This window comes from Herbaspirillum sp. GCM10030257 (assembly GCF_042666555.1).
Classification (GTDB): domain Bacteria; phylum Pseudomonadota; class Gammaproteobacteria; order Burkholderiales; family Burkholderiaceae_D; genus Noviherbaspirillum.
The window spans coordinates 295,938-317,956 of record NZ_JBHTDH010000002.1 but is presented as its reverse complement, the minus strand read 5'-3'; the positions used below and the strand labels follow the sequence as shown (position 1 = coordinate 317,956).

The window sequence follows — 22,019 nt, the reverse complement described above, 5'->3', positions numbered from 1 at the left end:
AGCCCAAGCCATCTGGTTTTATCGGTTATAGCTGAATGCTGTATTCGTGGCTAGAACAGTTCGATCTCGCCGCTCTCCATGTGAGTCTGCCGTACCGCTTGCCACAGTGCGCTTTCAAGTTTTCCGCTCTGCTCATCCAGCACCTTGTTTAGAGTGCCGAGCGTCTCGACGATCCCGTCCACGTCCGACTCCGAAATGCCGGCACTACCGGAGCCTACTCCGCCCAACACGTCGCGTAACCCAGTAACACGCCGGACTGTTCGGCCGATGAGCTGGCTGGTCATGTCCTGGAATTGAAGTCCGGTGATGGCCGAGTTGATATGTTCTCCAATCTCGGATTGCGAGGCCCTGAGTTGCTCTACAAGTTCCGACGAAGGAGTCCCGCTGGAAATCAGCAGATCTATGGCCGACTGTTGCGCCGACACAGCCTCATGCATTGCCATGAAGCTTGCTCCAAGCTTCTCGATGGCCTCACCAAGCAAAATACTGGTCTGCGCCAGATCTGTCTCGACTTCGGTCAGGTGTTGCGTACCGTGGTCCGAAAGATTGGATAACAAGCCCTTGACCTGGGATGCCAACATTTTCTCTTTTGTCATGAATGTCCCGTCCCCTACTAACCGGTTCGTCTATTACAAGGCGCCTTTGTTATCTTATTTTCCCGCGACGTTAGCCAATTCCTGCTTGGCTTGCGCCTCGTTCGAAACTTCCACCGTACCGCCGTCCTTTGATGCGGACTCTTCAGCCTTCTTGTTCATTACAATAATACTAATACGCCGATTTATCGGATTGACGGGATCCTGTTTGTCAAACAACACTGCCGAGGATAGGCCGACCACCCGAAGTACCTTGCCCTCGTCCATGCCGCCCGATATCAGTGCCCGTCTTGAAGCATTTGCCCGGTCAGCGGACAGTTCCCAGTTGCTGTACCCCTTTTCTCCGCTGGCATATGGCGTTGCGTCGGTATGCCCCGAGAGACTGATCCGATTGGGCACTTCATTCAACGCATGCCCGATTTCGAACAGAATTTCCTTCGTATATGGTTGCAGCTCGGCCTTGGCAAGGGCGAACATCGGCCTATTCTGCTCGTCAACTATCTGTATGCGCAAGCCTTCTGTAGTAAGGTCGAGTAATAGCTGTCGCTTAAATTGCTTTAGCACAGGCCGGGCATCAATTGCGGCCTCAATACGTTCCTTCAATGCCTTTAGCCGCAACATGTCTGCGCGCGCCAATTCGGCTTGCGCCGCCTCCAGACTTGAGGAACTTGGCGTGTAGATACGCTTAGGCCCCGGGTCTTGGTCGGTTTTCATGACTTGGCCCTCCTTGCGCGTAAGATCCCGCCCGCCTCCCTGCAAGACACTTGAGCTGTCACCACTACCCGAGCCTCCTGCCATTGCAACTTTTAGCGGCGTTTTGAAGTATTCGGCAATACCTTGCAGATCACCTTTTGCCGTTGAGCCTAACAGCCACATGAGCAGGAAGAACGCCATCATTGCAGTAACGAAGTCTGCATATGCAATCTTCCAGGCGCCACCATGATGTCCGCCACCGATTTTTTTGATTTTTTTTACGACTATTGGCCGCAATCCTTCGTCTGCCATCTGGATTCCCGCTTACATTTTCCGACGCATTTGCACGCCTATTTCGATTTGGATTGTTTGATGTGTTCTTCCAGCTCGGTAAACGAGGGACGCTCTGTCGAGAACAAAACTTTTCGACCGAACTCTACCGCGAGTGCAGGTGCGTAACCGTTCAGGCTGGCTAACAGCGTAACCTTCACACATTGGAACATCTTCGACGATTCATGCAGCTTTTGCTCGAGCAGCGTCGACAGTGGCCCGACGAATCCATAGGCAAGCAAAATACCCAGAAAAGTACCAACGAGCGCGTGAGCAATCAGCATGCCGAGCTCGGACGGCGGCAAACCAACCGATTCCATTGTATGCACCACTCCCATGACGGCTGCAACGATGCCAAAGGCTGGCAAGCCGTCTCCGATCTTTGCAACCGCATGCACCGGAATTTCGCCCTCTGCATGGTGCGTCTCAATTTCATTGTCCATCAGATTTTCGATCTGGAACGCGTCCATATTTCCGGACACCATCAGACGCAGATAATCGGTCATGAATTCGACGATGTGATGGTCCGCGAGTACGCTGGGGTATTTCCCAAAGATCGGGCTTTCTTCCGGACTTTCGATGTCGCCCTCGATGGACATGAGGCCTTCCTTGCGAACCTTGCTCAACAGCTCAAACAGGAGAGTCATAAGGTCCATGTACCGGGCTTTTGTATAGTTGGAGCCTTTGAACAGGCTTGGTAGCGCAGCGAGCGTTGCCTTGATGGACTTGCCATTATTCCCGACAAAGAATGCGCCGATCGCGCCGCCTCCGATCATAAGGAGTTCGAGCGGTTGAAACAGGGCCGCAAGATGTCCGCCCGCAAGCGCAAAACCGCCAAACACGGAGGCCGTGACAATCAAATATCCGAGAATGACTAACAAAGGGACATACTCCGTTTTAAAGGTTTCGGCAATTCTATCCGTCGGTAGATACAGGAATCGGCCTCCAGAATACCAAGCACCAAGCGTTCGTAAATGCATGAACAGACGCTTGAATGCCGGCTTTCACTTCGGTTACGGCCTGAAGCAATATAACTTAAGGGAGGTGGATCCGATTCAGGAAAATATGCAATGAGCTTCTTACCTTATATGTCGCAACGATTCGCGTGCCGCCCCGTTGATGTCGCATGCGTAGTCAGACCACCCGTAAATCACATGTACCAGCCGTAAAGCGTCGGTCCGCCCCCAACGGGGACATCCATTATATCGGGGACAACACCAGGAACCTCGAATTCGTAGCTGAGAAACAGCGTTCCGGCCCGCATTTCATTGCGCGCTTTGATCCAGACTGCGGACATCGCGACCGGTGATAAGTAGGCAAAGACGACCTCATATGCTCCGAAGTTAAGGCATTCATAATCGGACCTTATAAATCGAGCATTGCTGCGTCTCTTCCACCGGCATAGCACACTGATAAGCCAGGGAAGTGGCGCGATTTCAACCCCTGTGAATCTGTCGCCCCGCCGAAGTGAAGCCAAATGAAGCACAAGCCCCCCCATTCCGCTTCCAATATCAATGAAGCTAATGGCCCGATCCATTGGCAAACGATTCGCAACGGCACGCGCCGCTGCTTTACCCGACGGATAAAACGGCACCTGCGTGCGGAAAGTGCTCCAGTAAAGAGCGACGAGGACGATAAAAACCGCCAGGAAGATATTTGGAGGTAAATGAAGAGAAAGCGTTGCAACTAAAGCGATAGGAAAAACCGCCTGGATAGCAAGCCACCATGTCGCAAGCCGGAATAGGCGGGATAGTGCAGCCGCTATCGCTCCCTGAGCCAATGCGGCAAGAACGGTCTTGACTGGCTCATTTTGCGGATCTGCGAAAGCATTAACAGATATCTGGACGAGCAGTAGCGACACAAGCTGTATCGCTACTGCCCTAAAAAGTGGTGCATGGATCATTGAGTGGTGCCTAGCGCCGTCCAGCCTGCAATGACTGCAGAACGCATTTCCGAATAGCGGTATCCGACGCCTATACCGCAGACAATTCAGCAAGAACAGGCGTTGTACTCTTCGCCTTCTTGGTCTTTCCGGCACGTGAAGGCATATGGCACAGGCCGCAAGTGTAGCGGTCATGCAAATCAAGCTTATGAACCACGAATTCGCCACCGCATTTATTGCAAGCTGTGGTTGAAAGCATTTTGCTTTCAAAGAACCGCACCAACGTCCATGCTCTGGTTAGCGAAAGCACAGGCTCGCTGCCGATCTCGATTTCGATCTGTTCGCGATACAGCTTGTACGCCTTAATAACTGCTTCAATGCCGGAAATCCCGGCATGTTGAACCAGATACTTGTGAATATTAATGAACAGCGAAGAATGAATATTCGACTGCCATGTAATAAACCAGTCCGTTGAAAAAGGCAGCATCCCCTTCGGGGGCGACACGCCTTTCAGCTCCTTGTACAACTTGAGCAATCGCTCGCGGGAAAGGCTGGTTTCCGACTCGAGCAATTGAAGGCGAGCGCCTAAGTTGATTAATTCAATTGCGAGCTGGATCTCGTTTACTTCCGTAACCACGCTTTTCTTAGCCATCTTCTGATCTCGTGGATGCTTTATGTGGACTAACAATGTAACTTCTCATTACGAGATTTGTTCATTAGATTGACCGGCCATTAAAATAGACGCATGCAGATTTGATAATTCGCGGTCCCGGCTATAGTTCGTCAGCATACCAAGGATCGCTCGGTCATCAAAACGAAAGCGCGCCAACATCATGTTGCTGCTTGCGAGTTTCAGGATCTGCGAATTATTCAAGCTCTCAAGCAGATCAACGATATCGCTACTCAGGCCCAGGCGGAAAATCGCAGTCGCCTTATCGGAACGTATCATCTGCTGCGCGAGCATCAAATAGCTTAAGTTTGCATCACGAATTTCAGCCATTATGTCGTTTGCGATCATTTCCCGTCCTGGTGATGTAAATCAAAATGCTTGCGTGTAAAGCTTGCGAGACTCATTCTGACCGCGATATTACTTTAGGGAAATAGGTAACTGACCATTTTTACCGTCGGTAAAAATAGAATCGTCATGTAGGAATTCGTCTTACGCGAAATGATCCTGCAGTAGCAGCACTAATTCGAGATTCAAGTAATAACTCTATAGAGCAGCCTGTGCCCAATATAAGAGCAATGCACAAGCACAATACCGTGTAAAGAAAATACAAGCGGAATGTCAGCCGAGACGATTTGCGCCCATTTACCCGGCTCTAGAGGTAAATTACGTGTAATTTTTCGCTTCGGCACGACTGTTTCATTCTCGTCAAATTTAAAAGAAGCCATTTCCTTTAGGTAGCTTTTTTGGAGCGATCATTCTGAACACTGTCAGAAATGAATTGACGGGGCGCTACTATCTTGTACGATGCGAGGAAGGCAAAGATTCTGCCAAGCGCCAATTTTCATGAGAGAGGACCCAAAGCTGTAGTCATGCCGCAACACTTTATCTCGGCGCGTCATCTTTGGGGCAATTGCAGGTCCCCAGAAAATGATGGACAAGCCCGACACGGAAGAAAAATAACGACTTTCTGGGCGTCGATCAAAAGGATGACAACGAAGCGGACTTACGAAGGAAGGCCGTATAAATTTATCGTCGATCCTTGGACGCAAGCGGCATGTTGATAGCGCCGAAGGCACCGAAAAATATTGAGACGCCGCGATGGACAGAAACAGTGCGGCGTATTCATGGCTACCGTGTGCCGCTTTGGCTACACAGCCGCCTGTTCACTATTCAAATAACACTAGATGCTTTCATCTTGACTGACTCAGTCAAGGACGAAAGCGCTCTAATAGAACACCCATTACTTTCGACCGACGATCTTGTTTCCCTCTCCAAGCAGAATAATTGTTGGCGAATACTCTGCAAATTCAGCGTCTGTCATTGGAGCATAAGTGCAAATAATAAGAAGATCTCCAAGATGGGCCTTACGTGCCGCCGCGCCATTTAACGAAATTTCACCAGTACCGCGTTTTCCCTTGATCGCGTATGTGGAAAATCGCTCACCGTTATTCACGTTGTAAAGTTCGATCTTTTCGAATTCACGGATATCAGCAGCCTCAAGGAGGTCTTCATCAATACCGCAGGATCCTTCATAGTGAAGATCACATTGAGTCACCACAGCGCGGTGGAGTTTTGCACGCAAGACAATTCGTTGCATATACTTACTGGCCAAGAAAGAAAGTGTCGGTATGGTAGCGTAGCTTTACGTAGACAGCAACCGCTCCCATTGAACAACGCCAAGAACGAGAATAGACATTTCAATACGGGAAAGGACAGCACCCGAAGAGTGACTCCACATATTTCGGCTTTCTGCAATACAACTGTCGCCGATCCAGAGATAGCGACCTTAGCGGAACGTAACTCACTTCTGCAGCACCCTCCACGTCATGCTTGCCTGGTGGGCAGGTTGAAGTTGCAACTATTTCACAGGCTGCGCAAAATGCAGTCGGCAATGACCCACTCGCAATATTTGGTGCAATCCATTTATATTGCATTAGCTTAAGCCATTAGAAACGTTGAATTAACATGGCTAAAACCAAAAAGCCTCCGTAATGGAGGCTTTTGTGAAGTTGCCGTGACATGGCGGCAAATTGCTTTTTTCTTTTTTGGAGAAGCCCTTGATACTAGGGCTTTAAATACTGGCGGAGACGGAGGGATTCGAACCCTCGATACAGGTTTAAGCCCATATGCTTCCTTAGCAGGGAAGTGCCTTCGACCACTCGGCCACGTCTCCACACATCAAGCGGTGTTGCCACACGCTTTAGTGAAGTCCCGCATGATAGCTGCTCACGGGGACTTGGTCAATGGAACAATGCAATCAATGGAGATTGATCAAGCTTTTTCCAGATCAAATGCCTTGTGCAGGGCACGCACCGCGAGCTCCATGTATTTCTCGTCGATCAGCACGGAAATCTTGATTTCGGAGGTGGAGATCATCTGGATGTTGATGCCCTCTTCCGACAGCGTGCGGAACATCTGGGAGGCGATACCAACGTGGCTACGCATGCCGACGCCGACCACCGATACCTTGGACACTTTGGTGTCGCCATTGATGCTGGCGGCAGCGATGTGCTCCTTCACGCTCTTGTTGAGCACGTCCATCGCTTTGGCGTATTCGCCGCGCGGCACTGTGAACGTGAAGTCGGTTTTACCTTCGACCGACTGATTCTGGATGATCATGTCGACTTCAATATTGGCATCGGCAATCGGACCAAGGATCTGGTAAGCGATGCCCGGCTTGTCGGGTACGCCCAGTACGGTGATCTTTGCTTCATCGCGGTTGAACGCGATACCGGAAATGACGGCTTGTTCCATGTGTGTATCTTCCTCAAACGAAATCAGGGTGCCGGAGTTGGCTTCTTCTTCCAGCGACATGAGCGGGTCGGTTAGCGACGACAGCACGCGCGTAGGGACCCTGTAATTGCCGGCAAACTCAACCGAGCGGATCTGCAGAACCTTGGAACCCAGCGATGCCAGCTCGAGCATTTCTTCAAATGTCACAGTGTTCAGGCGGCGCGCTTCGGAAACCACACGCGGGTCGGTGGTGTACACGCCATCGACGTCAGTGTAGATCAGGCATTCCTGCGCCTTCAGCGCGGCTGCCACGGCCACGGCCGAGGTATCGGAGCCGCCACGGCCTAGCGTCGTGATGTTGCCGGCATCGTCCATACCCTGGAAGCCGGTGATGATGACAACCTTCCCTGCGTCGAGGTCCTTGCGCACGCGCACGTCGTCGATCGACTGGATACGTGCCTTGGTGAATGCGGAGTCGGTCTTGATCGGCACTTGCCAGCCGGCGTACGAGACCGCCTGCTTGCCTATGGACTGCAGCGCCATGGACAACAGGGCAACCGAGACCTGCTCGCCGGTGGATGCCAGCATGTCAAGCTCGCGCGGATCGGGCTGCGGCATGACTTCCTTCGCAAGGCCGATCAGGCGGTTGGTTTCGCCGGACATGGCCGATGGCACGACGACGATTTGATAACCAGCGTCATGCCATTTGGCGACGCGCTTGGCGACATTCTTGATGCGCTCGGTCGAGCCCATGGAAGTGCCGCCATATTTGTGGACGATTAAAGCCATAAGGTGGGAAAGGTACGCTGAGAAAAGGAGAAATTTTGATAAAAATCAACCCTTTACTTTACCCGCTAAGAGCTTCAAAGGCAAGAGCGCTGCGCTGGAATTTCGACGATCCATCGGCATAACAAGGCAAATTCCGGTGAAAATTCAGGAGTGATCGTGTTCCCAGCGCAAGCGTATTGCCTGACCGGCATGAGAAGAGTTTGCCACGAGCGATACGTCACTAATCCAGTGCATGCCAATGCCTGCGGCAAAGACAAGATGCGTGTCCGTTGTCACCACTGGCAGACGCAGCCTTTGCCAATGCGGAATATCCAGTGCCTGATAGTGATACTTCAGGCTGCGTGTCGAGCGGTTGGCCGCAGGCTTGAGCCGTTCGCCGCCGCTACGCAGGCGCAATTCCAACGCCTGGGCACGGAGCCATTCGGCATCGACGCCCTCTTCCGCATCCTCGAAATGGAGTGTGCCGCGAAACTGCGGAAACCGGATTGCCGCTTCGCCATTCCAACGAAATGGCGCAGGCGGAACATCAAAATCGGTGTCGTCTTGTCGCGGCGTGAGGAATACGCGATCCCTGTGACGCCGGATTTCGCAATCGGCATGCGTGACGCGGATCCTGGCGTCTTCCTTGGCGCTGAACAATTGCTCCCGCATCTCGCTTAGCCACGCTGTCGCCGGCATGCGCACACCGCGCGACGCAAACCAGTACCGCAGCACATTGTCGATACGATCGTCGGTCAGTTGGCCTAATTGACTTAGGCGAATGGTTTCCCCATCAGCACAGGCAGCGAGGTCCTGCGCCGCGAGCTCATTGAGCAGACGCTGCGCCGATTGCGCATGCTGCGCCGAGCGTGCAAAGCGCTGCTGGAAACCCGGGAAATGAGCTTCCAGTACAGGCATTACCTTGTGTCGCAAAGCGTTACGCGCATACCGTGGATCGCTGTTGGATTCATCGTCGACATGCGCGATGCCGTAATGGGCTGCATAGCTTTCCAGGGTCTGACGCGATATGTCCAGCAGCGGCCTACCGATCAGCAACGCATCATCACCCACAAGGCTGGGTGCGGTATTCACCATTTCCATGCCCGATAGCCCAGCCACACCGGATCCGCGCAGGAGTTGCAGCAGCACCGTCTCAGCCTGATCATCACGATGATGAGCCGTGAGCAAAACGGGGATCGACTGCTCTCTACACAACTCGCCCAGCGCTGCGTACCTGCTGATGCGGGCAGCCTGCTCGGTACCCTGCTTGTGACGATCGGCAAGCTCAACCCGGCGGACGCAGAAATGCACGCCCGCATTGGCACACTGTTTTTCGCAATGCGCGCTCCACGCGTCGGCATTCGGGCTCAATCCGTGATGGATATGGAAGGCGTACAGCACGAGCCCATGCGATTGGGCGTAACCATGCGCGAGTTGAAGCAGGACAGCGGAATCGAGGCCACCGCTATAGGCGACTGCGATCGTCCTCCAGTTTGTCAGCGCTGTGCCTTGTGGCGCGCTGTCCGTTGAAACGACAACGCGCGCCAGGATGGCTCCCAGCGCGCGCTCAAACACGTCCTGCAGGCCCGGAGCCCCGGCGGCTGTCCCGGTGTCTGCATTCATCGTTTTATTCCGGCGAATTGATTTCCTTGAATTTGCCGTAGCTCAGAAGCTTCTCATGGCGAGCGGCAATCAGATCCTTGGTCTTGACACCCTGGAACTGGCGCAGCGAATCGGCAAGTGCGCGCTTGAGCAGCACTGCCATCTGCTTGGGATCGCGATGCGCGCCGCCCAGCGGTTCGCTGACGATCTTGTCGATCAGGTTCATGGCCTTCAGGCGGTGTGCGGTCAGGCCCAGCGCGTCGGCCGCATCGGAGGCGCGCTCGGACGTCTTCCAGAGAATGGAGGCGCAGCCTTCCGGCGAAATCACGGAATATGTTGCGTACTGCAGCATCAGCACGGCATCGCCAACCGCAATGGCCAGCGCGCCGCCAGAACCACCTTCACCGATGATGGTAGCGATCAACGGCACCTTGAGTTCAGCCATCACATAGAGGTTATGACCGATGGCTTCAGACTGTCCGCGTTCTTCCGCATCAATGCCAGGGAAAGCGCCAGGCGTATCGACAAAAGTGAAGATTGGCAGGCCAAATTTTTCAGCGACCTTCATGAGACGCATTGCCTTGCGATAGCCTTCAGGCTTGGGCATACCGAAGTTGCGCAAAGCGCGCTCCTTGGTGTCACGGCCCTTCTGGTGGCCGATGACCATGCATGACTGTCCGTTGAAACGCGCGAGGCCGCCGACGATCGACAGATCGTCCGCATAGCTACGGTCACCATGAAGCTCGTGGAAATCTGTGAAGATTTCATTCACGTAGTCCATCGTGTAAGGGCGCTGGGGATGGCGTGCAATCTGCGACACCTGCCATGGGGTCAGCTTGGCGTAGATATCCTTGGTGAGCTGTTGGCTCTTCTTGGACAAGCGGTCAATCTCTTCCGAGATGTCGACAGCCGAATCATCCTGCACGAAACGCAGTTCTTCGATTTTTCCTTCAAGTTCGGCAATCGGTTGCTCAAATCCGAGAAAAGTTGTTTTGCTCATCGTGCTTCCTTCTATCAATCAACACGAGGTGGTTGGGTTGTCCGCTTCGTTGTCTTATGCTTATTACGTCTTTGCTAATTGCGCCACAGGTGCTTGGCCCCAAGTTACTTAATTGCTGTTTTATTTACCAAGCACCCATTATTTAAATCAGTACACTACCGGCGCAGCATCAAGGCTGCGCCATAAATACCAGGTTGCAACTGTACGCCATGGTTCCCAATTTGCGGCAACTTCTCGCGCGTCGCTGCGCGATACCGGCTCGCCGGAAAAATAGTTGACGCTGATACCTTTCAGCAAACCAACATCGTCCAAAGGCAACACATTTGGCCGAAGCAGATTAAATATCAAAAACATCTCGGCTGTCCAGCGTCCGATTCCACGGATCTGGATCAGTTCCGAGATGACTTCTTCGTCTTCCATCTCCGTCCATTTGTCGGCGTGGACCCGCTTGGCCTTGAAATGGTCGGCAAGATCGATGACATATTCAGCTTTCCTTTTCGACAAGCCGCAGGATGCCAGCTTTTCGGGGCCGGCTTTCAACACCTGGGCCGGCGTACATTTCGGACAGGATTCAAGGAAACGCTGCCAGACGGCGTCGGCCGCCTTGACCGAAATCTGCTGGCCGACGATGGAACGTGCGAGTGTCGTGAAGGGTTCTCCCCGGCCGATCAGATGCATGTCGCCAAATTGGGGAATGAGCTTGCGCATGATGCGATCGCGCTTCATCAACTCTTCCTTTGCATCCTGCCAGTACGCGGGCACACCAATGCCCCCGGTGGGCTGTCGGGTTTCGGTCATGCTGCTCAGGCCCTTCGCCACTCGGTCAATCCACCGGGTTTGTCTTCAAGGATGATGCCTGCCGCAAGCAGTTCTGCACGAATACGGTCCGCGTCGGCGAAATTTCTGGCTTTCTTTGCTTCGGCGCGTGCCGCAATCTGGTCCACGATCTGGTCTTCACTCAGGCTACCGCTCGCCGCATCGGCGGGGCCAGCCTGCAGAAATTCCTGCGGTGTGCGTTGCAGTAGTCCGATAACACCGGCAAGCGCTTTCAGTTGGCGCGCCAGTTCAGGTGATTTGGTCTTGTTGACTTCATTGGCGAGATCGAACAGGACTGAGATAGCGATCGCCGTATTGAAATCATCATTCATCGCCTCGGCGAATCGCACTGCATGCGGCTCGCTCAGGTCTAGCGCATGGCCATCCGGCTGCACGTCCTTCAATGCGGTGTAGAGACGCGTCAGTGCGTGGCGCGCATCATCCAGATGGGCATCGGAATAATTGAGCGGACTACGGTAATGCGCGCGCAAGATGAAGAAACGAACGACCTCCGCGTCATACTTCTTGAGCACGTCGCGGATCGTGAAGAAGTTGCCCAGTGACTTGGACATCTTTTCATTGTCGACGCGGATAAAGCCGTTGTGCATCCAGTAATTAACGAAGGTGTGCTGATGCGCGCCTTCAGACTGGGCGATCTCGTTTTCGTGATGCGGGAATTGCAGGTCTTCGCCGCCGCCGTGAATATCGAATTGTTCACCGAGCAGCTCATTGCTCATCGCCGAACATTCGATATGCCAGCCAGGGCGGCCCTTGCCCCACTTTGAATCCCATTTCACTTCATCGGGCTCGGATTCCTTGGATGCCTTCCAGAGGACGAAGTCGAGCGGATCACGCTTGCCTGTATTGAGTTCGACGCGTTCGCCGGCGCGCAAATCATCGAGTGATTTGCCGGACAGTTTTCCGTAAGTGGGGAAATCGCGCACCGAGTAATTGACGTCGCCATCGCTCGCCTTGTAAGCAAGGCCATGCTGCTCGAGTTTTTCGATCAGGCCGAGCATTTGCGGCACATATTGTGTTGCGCGCGGTTCATGGTCGGGTTTCTGCACACCGAGTGCGCCGGCGTCTTCGTCCATCGCCTGGATAAAGCGTTGCGTCAACTGAGAGATGGATTCCTTGTTTTCGACCGCACGCTTGATGATCTTGTCGTCAATATCCGTGATGTTACGGACATACGTCACGTCCAGACCGGACGCGCGCAACCAGCGCTGGACCATGTCGAAGACCACCATGACGCGGGCATGGCCGAGGTGACAATAATCGTATACGGTCATGCCGCATACATACATGCGTACCTTACCGGCTTGCATTGGCACGAAAGCCTGCTTGTCACGCGCCAGCGTGTTATAGATCTTGAGAGCAGTCATGGGCGGTTTTCCGTTTCGGCTATGGACTTGTCACGACTTGTCACGCGATTGGCCTGCTCCTGCACAGCGACATCCGAGGTGTCGGATGACGGAATGCAATAGCGGCGCCGAAACCCTTTTGTCATGCTTATTTTGATAAAATGCACGGTTTCGCCGCAGTATAACATCGAAGCCCCTGCTCGCGATGCGGGTACTGCACTACGGCAAGGGCCATGGAAGATACACAATCGGAAATTCCCTGTAAAGAGAAAAGGAAGCACGCATGCCATCTTCACGTCGACATTTCATCCGGCTGGTTGCCGCTCTGTCAATGACGGCCGCCGTCCATGGCGTCCAGGCAGCCGACAATCCGCAGGTTGCACTCAAGACTAACATGGGCAATATCGTTCTTGAGCTGTATCCGGAGAAGGCACCAAAGTCGGTCGCCAACTTCCTGGATTATGTCAGGAAAGGCCACTACAGCGGCACCGTGTTCCATCGCGTCATCAACGGCTTCATGATCCAGGGCGGCGGCTTCGACAAGGACATGAAGCAAAAGCCGACTAACGATCCGGTAGAGAACGAAGCAAAGAACGGTTTGAAGAACGAGCCTTACACCTTGGCCATGGCACGCACGTCGGATCCGCATTCGGCGTCGGCGCAGTTCTTCATCAACGTAAAGAACAACAGCTTCCTGGACTACCCTGGTCAGGACGGCTGGGGTTACGCAGTGTTCGGCAAGGTCGTCAAAGGCACCGACGTCGTCGACAAGATCAAGGCGGTGGAAACTAGCAACAGCGGCATGTTTCAGCATGTTCCGGTCAAACCCGTGATCATCGAATCGGCCAACATCGTCAAGTAAAACCAACTTTCATAAGGGACCATCATGGCTGTCATCCTCACCACCAATCACGGCAACATCAAGATCGAACTCGACGCGGAAAAGGCGCCGAAGACGGTAGAAAATTTCCTCTCCTACGTACGCGCCGGTCACTATGACGGCACCATTTTCCATCGCGTGATCGACGGCTTCATGATCCAGGGTGGCGGCTTTGAGCCCGGCATGAAGCAAAAGCCGACGAACGATCCGGTAGAGAATGAAGCAAAGAACGGTTTGAAGAACGAGCCTTACACCTTGGCCATGGCACGCACGTCGGATCCGCATTCGGCGTCGGCGCAGTTCTTCATCAACGTAAAGAACAACAGCTTCCTGGACTACCCTGGCCAGGACGGCTGGGGCTATTGCGTGTTCGGTAAGGTTGTCGAAGGTACGGACGTCGTCGACAAGATCAAGTCCGTCAAGACAACTCGCGCCGGCATGTTCTCCGACGTACCGGTAGAGAACGTCGTGATCGAAAAAGCGGAAGTGGTCTAAGACTGTCTCCCTTTATTGATCCCGCAACTCGATGACCAAACCATCGCACAAAGCGCAACCTTATCCGGTTGCGCTTTTTGTTTCGGACGTGCACTTGCAGCCTACGCTGCCACGCACGGCCGAGGCTTTCCTGAATTTTCTTCGCCAGCATGCAGTTCACGCCGAGCAGCTTTATCTGCTTGGCGACCTATTTGAATACTGGGCGGGAGATGATGATCTCGATGCGCCGTTTCACCGGCAAATCGTCGACGCGTTGCGAAGCGTGCGTAACGCCGGCACATCGATCTGCTGGATAGGCGGTAACCGTGACTTCCTGCTGGGATCCGGCTTCGCCGAAGCTGCAGGCCTGACACTGCTGGATGAGCCATTTATCGCCCAGATCGCCGGACTGCGGCTAGTCTTGCTACATGGCGATGCCGAATGCACCGATGATCTACCCTACATGGAATTTCGTCGTATGGTCCGGCAAGCCGAATGGCAGCGGCAATTTCTTGCGATGCCGCTTGCTCAGCGCAAGGCGATTATCGATGGCATGCGAACCGGCAGCCGCGATGCACAGAAAAACAAGTCATACGACATCATGGATGTCAACACTGCCGCGATCGATGCGGTATTTGCGCAGACCCAGGCAACACATATGATCCACGGACACACGCACCGCCCTGCGGCGCACAAGCATGTGGTCAGTGGTCTTTCCAGATGGCGCTACGTGTTACCGGATTGGGATTGTGATGCCGAGCCAATGCGCGGAGGCTGGATCGGCATTTATCGGGACGCTTCGATCAAGCGATTTGGGATCGACGGAAGTGTCGTCGATGAACAGGCTGATTAAAAAATCCGCTGATACATGTCAGAAGATGCACCAGGCGCATTTCGACGGCACTTGAATTGCCTCGCGCACTTGACCTTGCTTGCGGGATTTTGGGAGCCTAGCCCCTCTATAACCCGCGTCCTTGGTCTGCGCCTGATTCCGCTTATTCGAATTGCTTCCGGAATTCTTCAAACTGCGCCTTCAACGCATCCATCTCGCCGCGCATTTTCAGCACTTCCGCTTCGAGTTGCGCAATCCGTTCCTGTCGCGGTGTTTCAACGCCTGTTGAAAAACTTGCCGCCACTTCCTGACGTTCCAGCACTTCAACGCCGGACAACAAATGCGCATAGCGTGTCTCTTTGGTACCCGGTGCCCGTGCAAGCCGGGCAACCACCGGCGGATATTTATCGATCAGGAACTGCAGCGCAGTTTCCACGTCGCCAACCGTCGAAAAATCATGAACCCGTCCGCTGCGTGAGCGAATTTCACCGGCGGTCTGTATGCCGCGAAGCATCAGGATCACCAGCACGGCAAGTTTGTCCTGCTCAAGCGACCACTTCATCCGCATTCGGTGTTCATACTTGGCGACACGAGCGCCGGCCTGCCGCACCTCGGACACCAGCTTCTTCTGCACCAGGCGCTCAAGGACATCCTGCACCGTATCCTCGGAAATCGACATCACCGGATCGCGACTTGATAACTGGTTGCAGCCGTTGGTCAGCGCGTTGAGAGACAAGGGATAGTTATCAGGAGTCAGCGCTTCTTTCTCGGCGAGGACGGCGAGTACACGCACCTCAAAAGGATCGAGCACGTCAAGCCCGTCACGACGGGGCTCCGCGGTTTCAGTTGTATCAGTCGTTTCACTCACGACGGTTCTTTCATTCAACGAGCTTGTTGAGTTGGTCAGGGTTGAGACGCGATGTATCCGGCATGCCCTCGCACCCGACGCCGGCATTCTTCAATGCGACAAGAATTTTCTGCATTTGCTCATCCTGCGCTGCGGCATGGTCGATGAGCTTATGGAGCGCGGTCGACAGCGGATCTTCGCCGCTACTGAGGGTAACACCGTAAGCGGCAAACACGCGCGCGGTTGCTTCCTCGCGTTGCTTGCCAACATCCTTTTGCACGATGTGGGCGGGATTGCCCACCGCTGTCGCGCCGGGTGGAACTTCCTTGACGACCACGGCGTTGGATCCGACCTTGGCACCCTCGCCTACCGTGAAGCCGCCAAGAACCTTGGCACCTGCGCCGATGATTACTCCGCGTGCAAGCGTAGGATGTCGTTTGGAACCCTTGCTAAGCGAAGTGCCACCAAGCGTGACGCCCTGATAAATCGTGCAGTCGTCACCCACTTCCGCCGTCTCGCCGATGACGACCCCAAAACCATGATCGATGAATACCCTGCGTCCGATGGTTGCGCCTGGATGGATTTCAACTGCCGTCAGCCAGCGCGCAATCTGCGATATAAACCGTCCGAGCCACTTGAACCCATGCAGCCAGCACCAGTGCGCCCAGCGATGCATGATGATCGCGTGCAGCCCGGGATAGCAGGTCAACACCTCCCAACTGGTGCGCGCAGCGGGATCGCGTTCAATAATGCTGGCAATGTCTTCGCGGATGCGGCTGAACATATGAGCTCGAAATCAAATTGAAATCGTCCTGGCAAGGCGCACGGACCAAAGCGTCCGGCATACCTGCCCTGTCAGGCCGCTGCAAGTCAGGACGCTGCAATACGCTGACGCCGTGCCTCGTACAGGCAAACGCCTGACGCTACCGAGACATTCAAACTTTCCACCGCCCCATGCATGGGGATACTGACAAGGATATCGCAGTTTTCGCGGGTCAGGCGACGCATGCCCTCGCCTTCGGAGCCCATGACCAAAGCAACCGGACCGGAGAAGTCTCCTTCATACAAATCCTTTTCCGCATCATCGGTCGTGCCGATCAGCCAGATATCGCGCTCCTTGAGCTCTCTCATCGTACGGGCAAGGTTGGTCACCGTGATATATGGGACCGTGTCGGCTGCGCCACTGGCCACCTTGGCCGCAGTCGCGTTCAGGCCTACGGCGCGATCCTTGGGAGCGATCACGGCATGCGCGCCGGCGCCATCGGCAACCCGCAGGCAGGCGCCTAGATTGTGCGGATCGGTAACGCCGTCCAGAATCAGCAACAGCGGTGGTCCTTCTATGCCATCGAGCAGTTCATCAAGATTGCGCGCCAGGGACAGTTCGCCTGCTTTCGCTACAACGCCTTGATGGCGACGTGTACCCACCATCCCATCGAGACGCTGATCGTCGGCATGGATGATCCTGACCTTGGCGCCTTCGGCCGCCTTCAGCAGCTCCTGCATGCGCCGGTCGTGGCGACTCGCATCAACATAGATTTCTTCAACCGAAGACGCGTCATGGCGCAGTCGTGCGGTTACGGCATGGAAACCGAAAATCATTTTACTTTTCATTGCTATCTTTTCTTCTTTCCGGTTTTTGCGCTGGTCTTGGATGTGCGCGAAGACTTGCTTGCCGTGCTGCCCGTACGTGCGCCCTTGGCTTTAGCCGGTGCTGCGGCTTTGCTTTTCTTTGCAGCGGGTTTGGCCTTGGCTTGGTTTTTCTTTTCGCGCGATTGCTGCTCCGCTTCGGCGCGGCGTGCCTCGTTCTTGAGTGTCGTACGAATATCCGTTTCGGTCACGAGCCGCAGATCGATCTTGCGCGCGTCGAGGTCCACCCGGCTTACCTGTACTGTGACACGGTCCGTCAGCTGATAACGGATACCAGTGCGCTCGCCACGCAATTCGTGACGCACTTCGTCGTACTGGAAATAGTCTGCACCGAGTTCGGTCACATGCACCAATCCTTCGATAAACAGCGCGTCGAGCTGGACGAAGATCCCAAAGGGTGCCACACCCGAAATTGTGCCTGTGAATTCCTCACCCAGTTTGTCGCGCACAAAATAGCACTTCAGCCAAGCTTCGACATCACGTGAAGCTTCGTCGGCGCGACGTTCATTGGCGGAACAATGGATACCGAGCGATTCCCAAACGGCGAGGTCGCCCTCTTTTTTGGTCTTGCCATTCGCTCTGTCCTCTGCCGCCATGCGGCGTGCCGCAGGTGACAGCATGGTGTTCAGTTCGCTGGTCTCGATTCCCTTGGGTTCATACCGCTTGCCTTGCAGGATAGCCTTGATGGCACGGTGCGTCAGCAAGTCCGGGTAACGACGGATCGGACTGGTGAAATGTGCGTAGGCTTCATAGGCGAGACCGAAGTGTCCCAGGTTGTCGGGGCTGTAAACTGCTTGCTGCATTGAGCGCAGCAGCATTGTTTGCAACAAAACTGCATCAGGACGCAGCTTGATCTTCGGGATCAGTTCCGCATAGTCAGAGGCCGCCGGCGTATCGCCACCGCCAAGATGCAGGCCCATCTGCTTGAGAAAGGTACGTACCTGATTGAGCTTTTCCTTGGTTGGCCCCGCATGCACACGGTACAGGCCGGGATGCTTGTGACGTGCCAGCAGGTCGGCCGCACAAACGTTTGCGGCCAGCATGCATTCTTCGATCAGGCGGTGCGCATCGTTGCGCGTACGCGGCAGAATCTTTTCAATTTTGCCGGCTGCATTGCAGACGATGTAGGTCTCGGTGGTCTCGAAATCAATTGCGCCACGCGCATGCCTTGCTTGCAGCAGAGCATGAAAGACTTCATTAAGGTGCAGCAAATGCGGCACCAGAATCTGGCGCTTTGCTGCCTCAGGCCCTTTGGTATTGGACAGTATCGCAGCGACCTCGGTATAGGTCAGACGCGCGGCTGAATGGATGACGGCCGGATAGAACTGATACGCTTTGATATCGCCCTTGGCAGTAATCACCGCGTCACAGACAAGCGTGAGACGATCAACTGCCGGATTCAGGGAACACAAGCCGTTCGACAATTTTTCCGGCAGCATTGGAATTACGCGACGGGGAAAATATACCGACGTGCTGCGTTCCAGCGCATCCTTGTCTAGTGCGTCATTCGGCTTTACATAGTGGCTGACGTCAGCGATTGCCACGATCAGACGATAGCCGTTGCTGCGCCCGATTTTTACAGGCTCACAATAGACAGCGTCGTCAAAATCGCGGGCATCCTCACCGTCGATGGTTACGAGCGGCACGTCGCGCAAGTCCACACGATCAGCAAGATCCGCATCGCGCACTTCGCCCGGCAGTTTGGCCGCCATCTTCTTCGCGGCTTCGGAAAACTCATGCGGCACACCATATTTGCGTACGGCGATTTCGATTTCCATGCCGGGGTCGTCGATATCACCCAGCACTTCGACGATCTTGCCGACAGGCTGCGTGTACCGTGAGGGCTGCTCCATCAGTTCTACGCTGACTACCTGTCCGGCCTTCGCTTGTCCTGGTGCGCCGTGCAGAAGGATATCCTGACCAATGCGTTTGTCTTCGGGCGCCACCACCCAGACACCGTTCTCATTGAGCAGACGTCCGATGACGTAGCGGTTTGCGCGCTCGATGACTTCAACAATGGTGCCTTCCGGACGCCCGCGACGATCAGTGCCTACGATACGAATTTGTACGCGGTCACCATGCAGCACTTTCTGCATCTCCTTCTCGGGAAGGAAGATGTCCGCGCTACCGTCCTCCGGTGCGAGAAAGCCGTAACCTTCGCGATGGCCGATGACGCGACCCTCGATAAAATTCGGCTGATGAGCAAGCTGATAATGGCCGTTGCGCCCGGGCTTGATCTGACCATCGCGCTCCATGGCATTGAGGCGCCGCGTCAGGCCGTCCATTTCATCGGGTTTGACGTTCAGTGCCGTAGCGAGGGATTGCACATCCTGCGGACCAGCCGCGGTGCGCAATATGCCGAGGATTTCCTCCCGGCTGGGAATTGTGTAAGTAAATTGGCTCAACTGGGTGTTTCAGTTCGTTGTTAATTTATTTAAGGGTTAGTGTAACGGACTACCGTTGTATTTACCTAACGCCGCGCTTGTGTTCTTGCTTTTCTGTCTTTTCACATGGAATTGACACGATCTGTTTTTCCGCTATAATGTTGGTCTTTCGCAGCCCAGATGGCGGAATTGGTAGACGCACTAGGTTCAGGTCCTAGCGGTGGCAACACTGTGGAGGTTCGAGTCCTCTTCTGGGCACCAGGTTGTTAGAAAAGGTCCGCTTCGGCGGACCTTTTCTTTTGCCCAAACGCTTTTTATCTATCGACAGCTTTATGGTGCGGTCTTCACCGACTTCCATCATCACTCCATTTCCGTAGCAAGTCATTGCTCTACCCATCGTTGGCAAGACATGTTCGTTCAGGCATTACAAATCACCAGCATCTTTCGCAGCCATAGCAGGCCGCACGTCTGCCCTCATGCGGCGCAGTGGGCCAGCCCCAAGACTAATACTTACAATGCAAAAAGCCCGTTGGCGAATCCAACGGGCTTTTTGCATTCCATGCCATTCTGATTCACCGGACTGTTATTCAACAGTTTTTTGAGTATGAAACAGTTGGCAAGTTCAGGTCATAATCAGTTCAGGACGGCTCACCTTTTTTAAGCCATGCTGAAAGCTGATGCGGATTCAGGCTGTCATACTCCTCAAAAGGCTGATGAATCCAGGGATTGTTCGGCAAGTACTGCAAATAGTAATCTGGGCGTACCGAGGAACAAGCCTTGCACCAGATAACTGCCGACCTCACCTCAGTGACGCCGGGGAAGTTTTCCTTTAAATGCGTTTGCACCTTTTCCAGAGTAACGCCCGAATCGACGAGATCGTCGATGAGCAACACTTTGCCGGAAAGACTGCCACGTGTCATGGTGATGTGTTTTGCGATGTCGAGTGAGCCTTGTACCTTCCCGACTTCTTCCCGATAAGAACTAGTCGACAGAATCGCTAGGGGCACATCGAAGATACGCGAAAATACATCGCCAGGACGCAAACCGCCGCGAGCGAGACATAACACCTGGTCGAACTGCCAATTGGACTCGTGAACCATGCGCGCAAGGTCCACGATCGCGTGGTTGTATTCGTCCCAGGAAACCCAAAGATCCTTATCGTTCGACATGACGATTTCGCTTTCTGTAGTTTTTAGTTCATGCAATCATGCAAACGGATGGCGCAAAACGATGGTCTCTTCACGATCCGGTCCGGTGGACACCATGTCGATCGGAACACCAACCAACTCCTCGATGCGCTTGACGTAGGCGCGCGCATTCGCCGGCAGTGCCGCCAGTGACTTGGCACCAACGGTGGACTCGCTCCAACCCGGCATTTCCTCATAGATCGGTTCGCACCGTGACGCATCTTCGGCACCCACTGGAAAGATATCGACTTCCCTGCCATCAAGCTTGTAGCCCGTACACAGCTTGAGCGACTCAAGGCCGTCGAGCACGTCCAGCTTGGTCAGGCACATGCCGGAAACACCATTGATCTGCACCGAGCGGCGCAGTAAGGCGGCATCAAACCAGCCGCAACGGCGGGCACGGCCAGTGACCGTACCGAATTCGTGGCCAACGCTGGCGAGGTGCTTGCCGATTCCTTGGTCGGTCGGCAATTCCGACGGAAATGGCCCAGAGCCGACACGCGTGGTGTACGCCTTGGTGATGCCAAGGATGTAATGCAGCATGTTGGGGCCGACGCCGGAACCCGCTGCCGCATTGCCTGCGACGCAGTTGCTCGATGTAACAAATGGATAAGTGCCATGGTCAACGTCGAGCAAGCTGCCCTGAGCGCCCTCGAATAGCAGGTGACCACCCGCCTTATACGCCGCATACAACGCGCTGGAGACATCCGTCACCATTGGCGCGAGGCGTGGCACAGTCGCCAGCGCGTCGTCGAGAGTCTTCTGGAAATCGACCGGTTCCGCCTTCAGATACTGCGTAAGAACGAAGTTATGATAATCAAGGTTTTCCTTGAGCTTCTCGGCGAAACGACCCTCATTGAGCAGATCCGCAACGCGGATCGCGCGACGGGCGACCTTGTCTTCGTAGGTCGGTCCAATACCCTTACCGGTAGTACCGATCTTTGCCGCGCCGCGCGCCATTTCACGTGCCGCATCGAGAGCGGTGTGATACGGCAGAATGACGGGGCAGGCTTCCGACACTTTGAGGCGCGAGACGACTTCAACGCCGCTCGCTTGCAACTTGTCGATTTCACGAAGCAGATCAGGCACCGACAGGACAACGCCATTGCCGATATAGCAGGCGACGCCCGGGCGCATGATGCCTGAGGGGATCAGCTGGAGTGCGGTTTTCTGACCGCCAATCACCAGAGTATGCCCGGCGTTATGTCCGCCTTGAAAGCGCACAACACCTTGTGCGTGATCGGTCAGCCAGTCGACGATCTTTCCTTTACCTTCATCGCCCCATTGGGTGCCGATGACAACGACATTCTTTGCCAT

At 54.4% G+C, this 22,019-nt stretch carries 21 protein-coding genes and 2 tRNA genes; 4 read left to right on the top strand and 19 right to left on the bottom strand.

What is annotated here, in order from left to right; genetic code table 11:
• Nucleotides 1-50: 50 nt before the first annotated feature.
• The 13 genes from ACFQUU_RS04000 to cysS all read right to left on the bottom strand — a co-directional run bounded on the left by ACFQUU_RS04000 (nucleotide 51) and on the right by cysS (nucleotide 12,472).
• On the bottom strand, nucleotides 51-596 hold the full coding sequence (locus tag ACFQUU_RS04000) for a chemotaxis protein (RefSeq protein WP_382242977.1): 546 nt from the start codon (nucleotides 594-596) through the stop codon (nucleotides 51-53).
• Nucleotides 597-650: 54 nt separating this feature from the next.
• A complete protein-coding gene (gene motB / locus ACFQUU_RS03995) occupies nucleotides 651-1,598 on the bottom strand; it encodes a flagellar motor protein MotB (protein ID WP_382242974.1) in 948 nt (315 codons plus the stop codon).
• A gap of 38 nt (nucleotides 1,599-1,636) precedes the next feature.
• Entirely contained in the window at nucleotides 1,637-2,497 is an 861-nt protein-coding gene (gene motA, locus ACFQUU_RS03990) for a flagellar motor stator protein MotA (protein WP_382242971.1), read from the bottom strand.
• 269 nt (nucleotides 2,498-2,766) lie between these two features.
• Complete coding sequence (locus ACFQUU_RS03985; protein ID WP_382242968.1) at nucleotides 2,767-3,519, bottom strand: class I SAM-dependent methyltransferase; 753 nt, start codon at nucleotides 3,517-3,519, stop codon at nucleotides 2,767-2,769.
• Between the two features lie 70 nt (nucleotides 3,520-3,589).
• Nucleotides 3,590-4,150: a flagellar transcriptional regulator FlhC gene (gene flhC / locus ACFQUU_RS03980; protein ID WP_382242965.1), complete on the bottom strand. Its 561-nt coding sequence runs from the start codon at nucleotides 4,148-4,150 to the stop codon at nucleotides 3,590-3,592.
• Between the two features lie 48 nt (nucleotides 4,151-4,198).
• Nucleotides 4,199-4,516, bottom strand: a complete 318-nt coding sequence (gene flhD, locus ACFQUU_RS03975) for a flagellar transcriptional regulator FlhD (RefSeq protein WP_382242962.1) — start codon at nucleotides 4,514-4,516, stop codon at nucleotides 4,199-4,201.
• A gap of 892 nt (nucleotides 4,517-5,408) precedes the next feature.
• A complete protein-coding gene (gene panD, locus ACFQUU_RS03970; protein WP_382242959.1) occupies nucleotides 5,409-5,765 on the bottom strand; it encodes an aspartate 1-decarboxylase in 357 nt (118 codons plus the stop codon).
• 482 nt (nucleotides 5,766-6,247) lie between these two features.
• A tRNA-Ser gene (locus tag ACFQUU_RS03965) sits at nucleotides 6,248-6,341 on the bottom strand.
• Between the two features lie 98 nt (nucleotides 6,342-6,439).
• On the bottom strand, nucleotides 6,440-7,690 hold the full coding sequence (locus ACFQUU_RS03960) for an aspartate kinase (protein ID WP_382242956.1): 1,251 nt from the start codon (nucleotides 7,688-7,690) through the stop codon (nucleotides 6,440-6,442).
• A gap of 144 nt (nucleotides 7,691-7,834) precedes the next feature.
• Nucleotides 7,835-9,292 carry a tRNA lysidine(34) synthetase TilS gene (gene tilS / locus ACFQUU_RS03955; protein WP_382242953.1) on the bottom strand — a complete coding sequence of 486 codons (1,458 nt, stop codon included), beginning with the start codon at nucleotides 9,290-9,292 and terminating at the stop codon, nucleotides 7,835-7,837.
• 4 nt (nucleotides 9,293-9,296) lie between these two features.
• Entirely contained in the window at nucleotides 9,297-10,271 is a 975-nt protein-coding gene (locus ACFQUU_RS03950) for an acetyl-CoA carboxylase carboxyltransferase subunit alpha (protein ID WP_057291529.1), read from the bottom strand.
• Nucleotides 10,272-10,418: 147 nt separating this feature from the next.
• A complete protein-coding gene (locus tag ACFQUU_RS03945) occupies nucleotides 10,419-11,069 on the bottom strand; it encodes a DNA-3-methyladenine glycosylase family protein (RefSeq protein ID WP_382242950.1) in 651 nt (216 codons plus the stop codon).
• Nucleotides 11,070-11,074: 5 nt separating this feature from the next.
• Nucleotides 11,075-12,472, bottom strand: a complete 1,398-nt coding sequence (cysS, locus tag ACFQUU_RS03940) for a cysteine--tRNA ligase (protein ID WP_382242947.1) — start codon at nucleotides 12,470-12,472, stop codon at nucleotides 11,075-11,077.
• 310 nt (nucleotides 12,473-12,782) lie between these two features.
• On the opposite strand from cysS, the gene ACFQUU_RS03935 reads away from it, so the two are divergent.
• The 3 genes from ACFQUU_RS03935 to ACFQUU_RS03925 are packed head-to-tail and all read left to right on the top strand — an operon-like array spanning nucleotide 12,783 to nucleotide 14,658.
• On the top strand, nucleotides 12,783-13,313 hold the full coding sequence (locus ACFQUU_RS03935; protein ID WP_382243378.1) for a peptidylprolyl isomerase: 531 nt from the start codon (nucleotides 12,783-12,785) through the stop codon (nucleotides 13,311-13,313).
• A 24-nt stretch (nucleotides 13,314-13,337) separates the two neighbouring features.
• Nucleotides 13,338-13,826: a peptidylprolyl isomerase gene (locus ACFQUU_RS03930; RefSeq protein ID WP_382242944.1), complete on the top strand. Its 489-nt coding sequence runs from the start codon at nucleotides 13,338-13,340 to the stop codon at nucleotides 13,824-13,826.
• Nucleotides 13,827-13,857: 31 nt separating this feature from the next.
• Nucleotides 13,858-14,658 (top strand): UDP-2,3-diacylglucosamine diphosphatase, encoded by an 801-nt coding sequence (locus ACFQUU_RS03925; RefSeq protein ID WP_382242941.1) that lies wholly within the window; start codon nucleotides 13,858-13,860, stop codon nucleotides 14,656-14,658.
• 142 nt (nucleotides 14,659-14,800) lie between these two features.
• Here the strand turns inward: ACFQUU_RS03925 and ACFQUU_RS03920 are convergent, their stop codons facing one another.
• From ACFQUU_RS03920 to rnr, 4 genes are all read right to left on the bottom strand, one after another.
• Nucleotides 14,801-15,505 (bottom strand): YceH family protein, encoded by a 705-nt coding sequence (locus ACFQUU_RS03920; RefSeq protein WP_382242938.1) that lies wholly within the window; start codon nucleotides 15,503-15,505, stop codon nucleotides 14,801-14,803.
• A gap of 10 nt (nucleotides 15,506-15,515) precedes the next feature.
• Entirely contained in the window at nucleotides 15,516-16,268 is a 753-nt protein-coding gene (cysE, locus tag ACFQUU_RS03915; RefSeq protein WP_382242935.1) for a serine O-acetyltransferase, read from the bottom strand.
• Nucleotides 16,269-16,354: 86 nt separating this feature from the next.
• A complete protein-coding gene (rlmB, locus tag ACFQUU_RS03910) occupies nucleotides 16,355-17,095 on the bottom strand; it encodes a 23S rRNA (guanosine(2251)-2'-O)-methyltransferase RlmB (protein WP_057291536.1) in 741 nt (246 codons plus the stop codon).
• 2 nt (nucleotides 17,096-17,097) lie between these two features.
• Nucleotides 17,098-19,536, bottom strand: a complete 2,439-nt coding sequence (gene rnr, locus ACFQUU_RS03905) for a ribonuclease R (protein WP_382242931.1) — start codon at nucleotides 19,534-19,536, stop codon at nucleotides 17,098-17,100.
• A 153-nt stretch (nucleotides 19,537-19,689) separates the two neighbouring features.
• Between rnr and ACFQUU_RS03900 the strand changes: the two genes are divergently transcribed.
• Nucleotides 19,690-19,776, top strand: a tRNA-Leu gene (locus ACFQUU_RS03900).
• A gap of 377 nt (nucleotides 19,777-20,153) precedes the next feature.
• Here ACFQUU_RS03900 and ACFQUU_RS03895 read toward each other — a convergent pair.
• Nucleotides 20,154-20,690, bottom strand: coding sequence for a phosphoribosyltransferase (locus ACFQUU_RS03895; RefSeq protein ID WP_382243375.1), 537 nt, complete (start codon nucleotides 20,688-20,690; stop codon nucleotides 20,154-20,156).
• Nucleotides 20,691-20,720: 30 nt separating this feature from the next.
• Nucleotides 20,721-22,019, bottom strand: a complete 1,299-nt coding sequence (locus ACFQUU_RS03890; RefSeq protein ID WP_382242928.1) for an adenylosuccinate synthase — start codon at nucleotides 22,017-22,019, stop codon at nucleotides 20,721-20,723.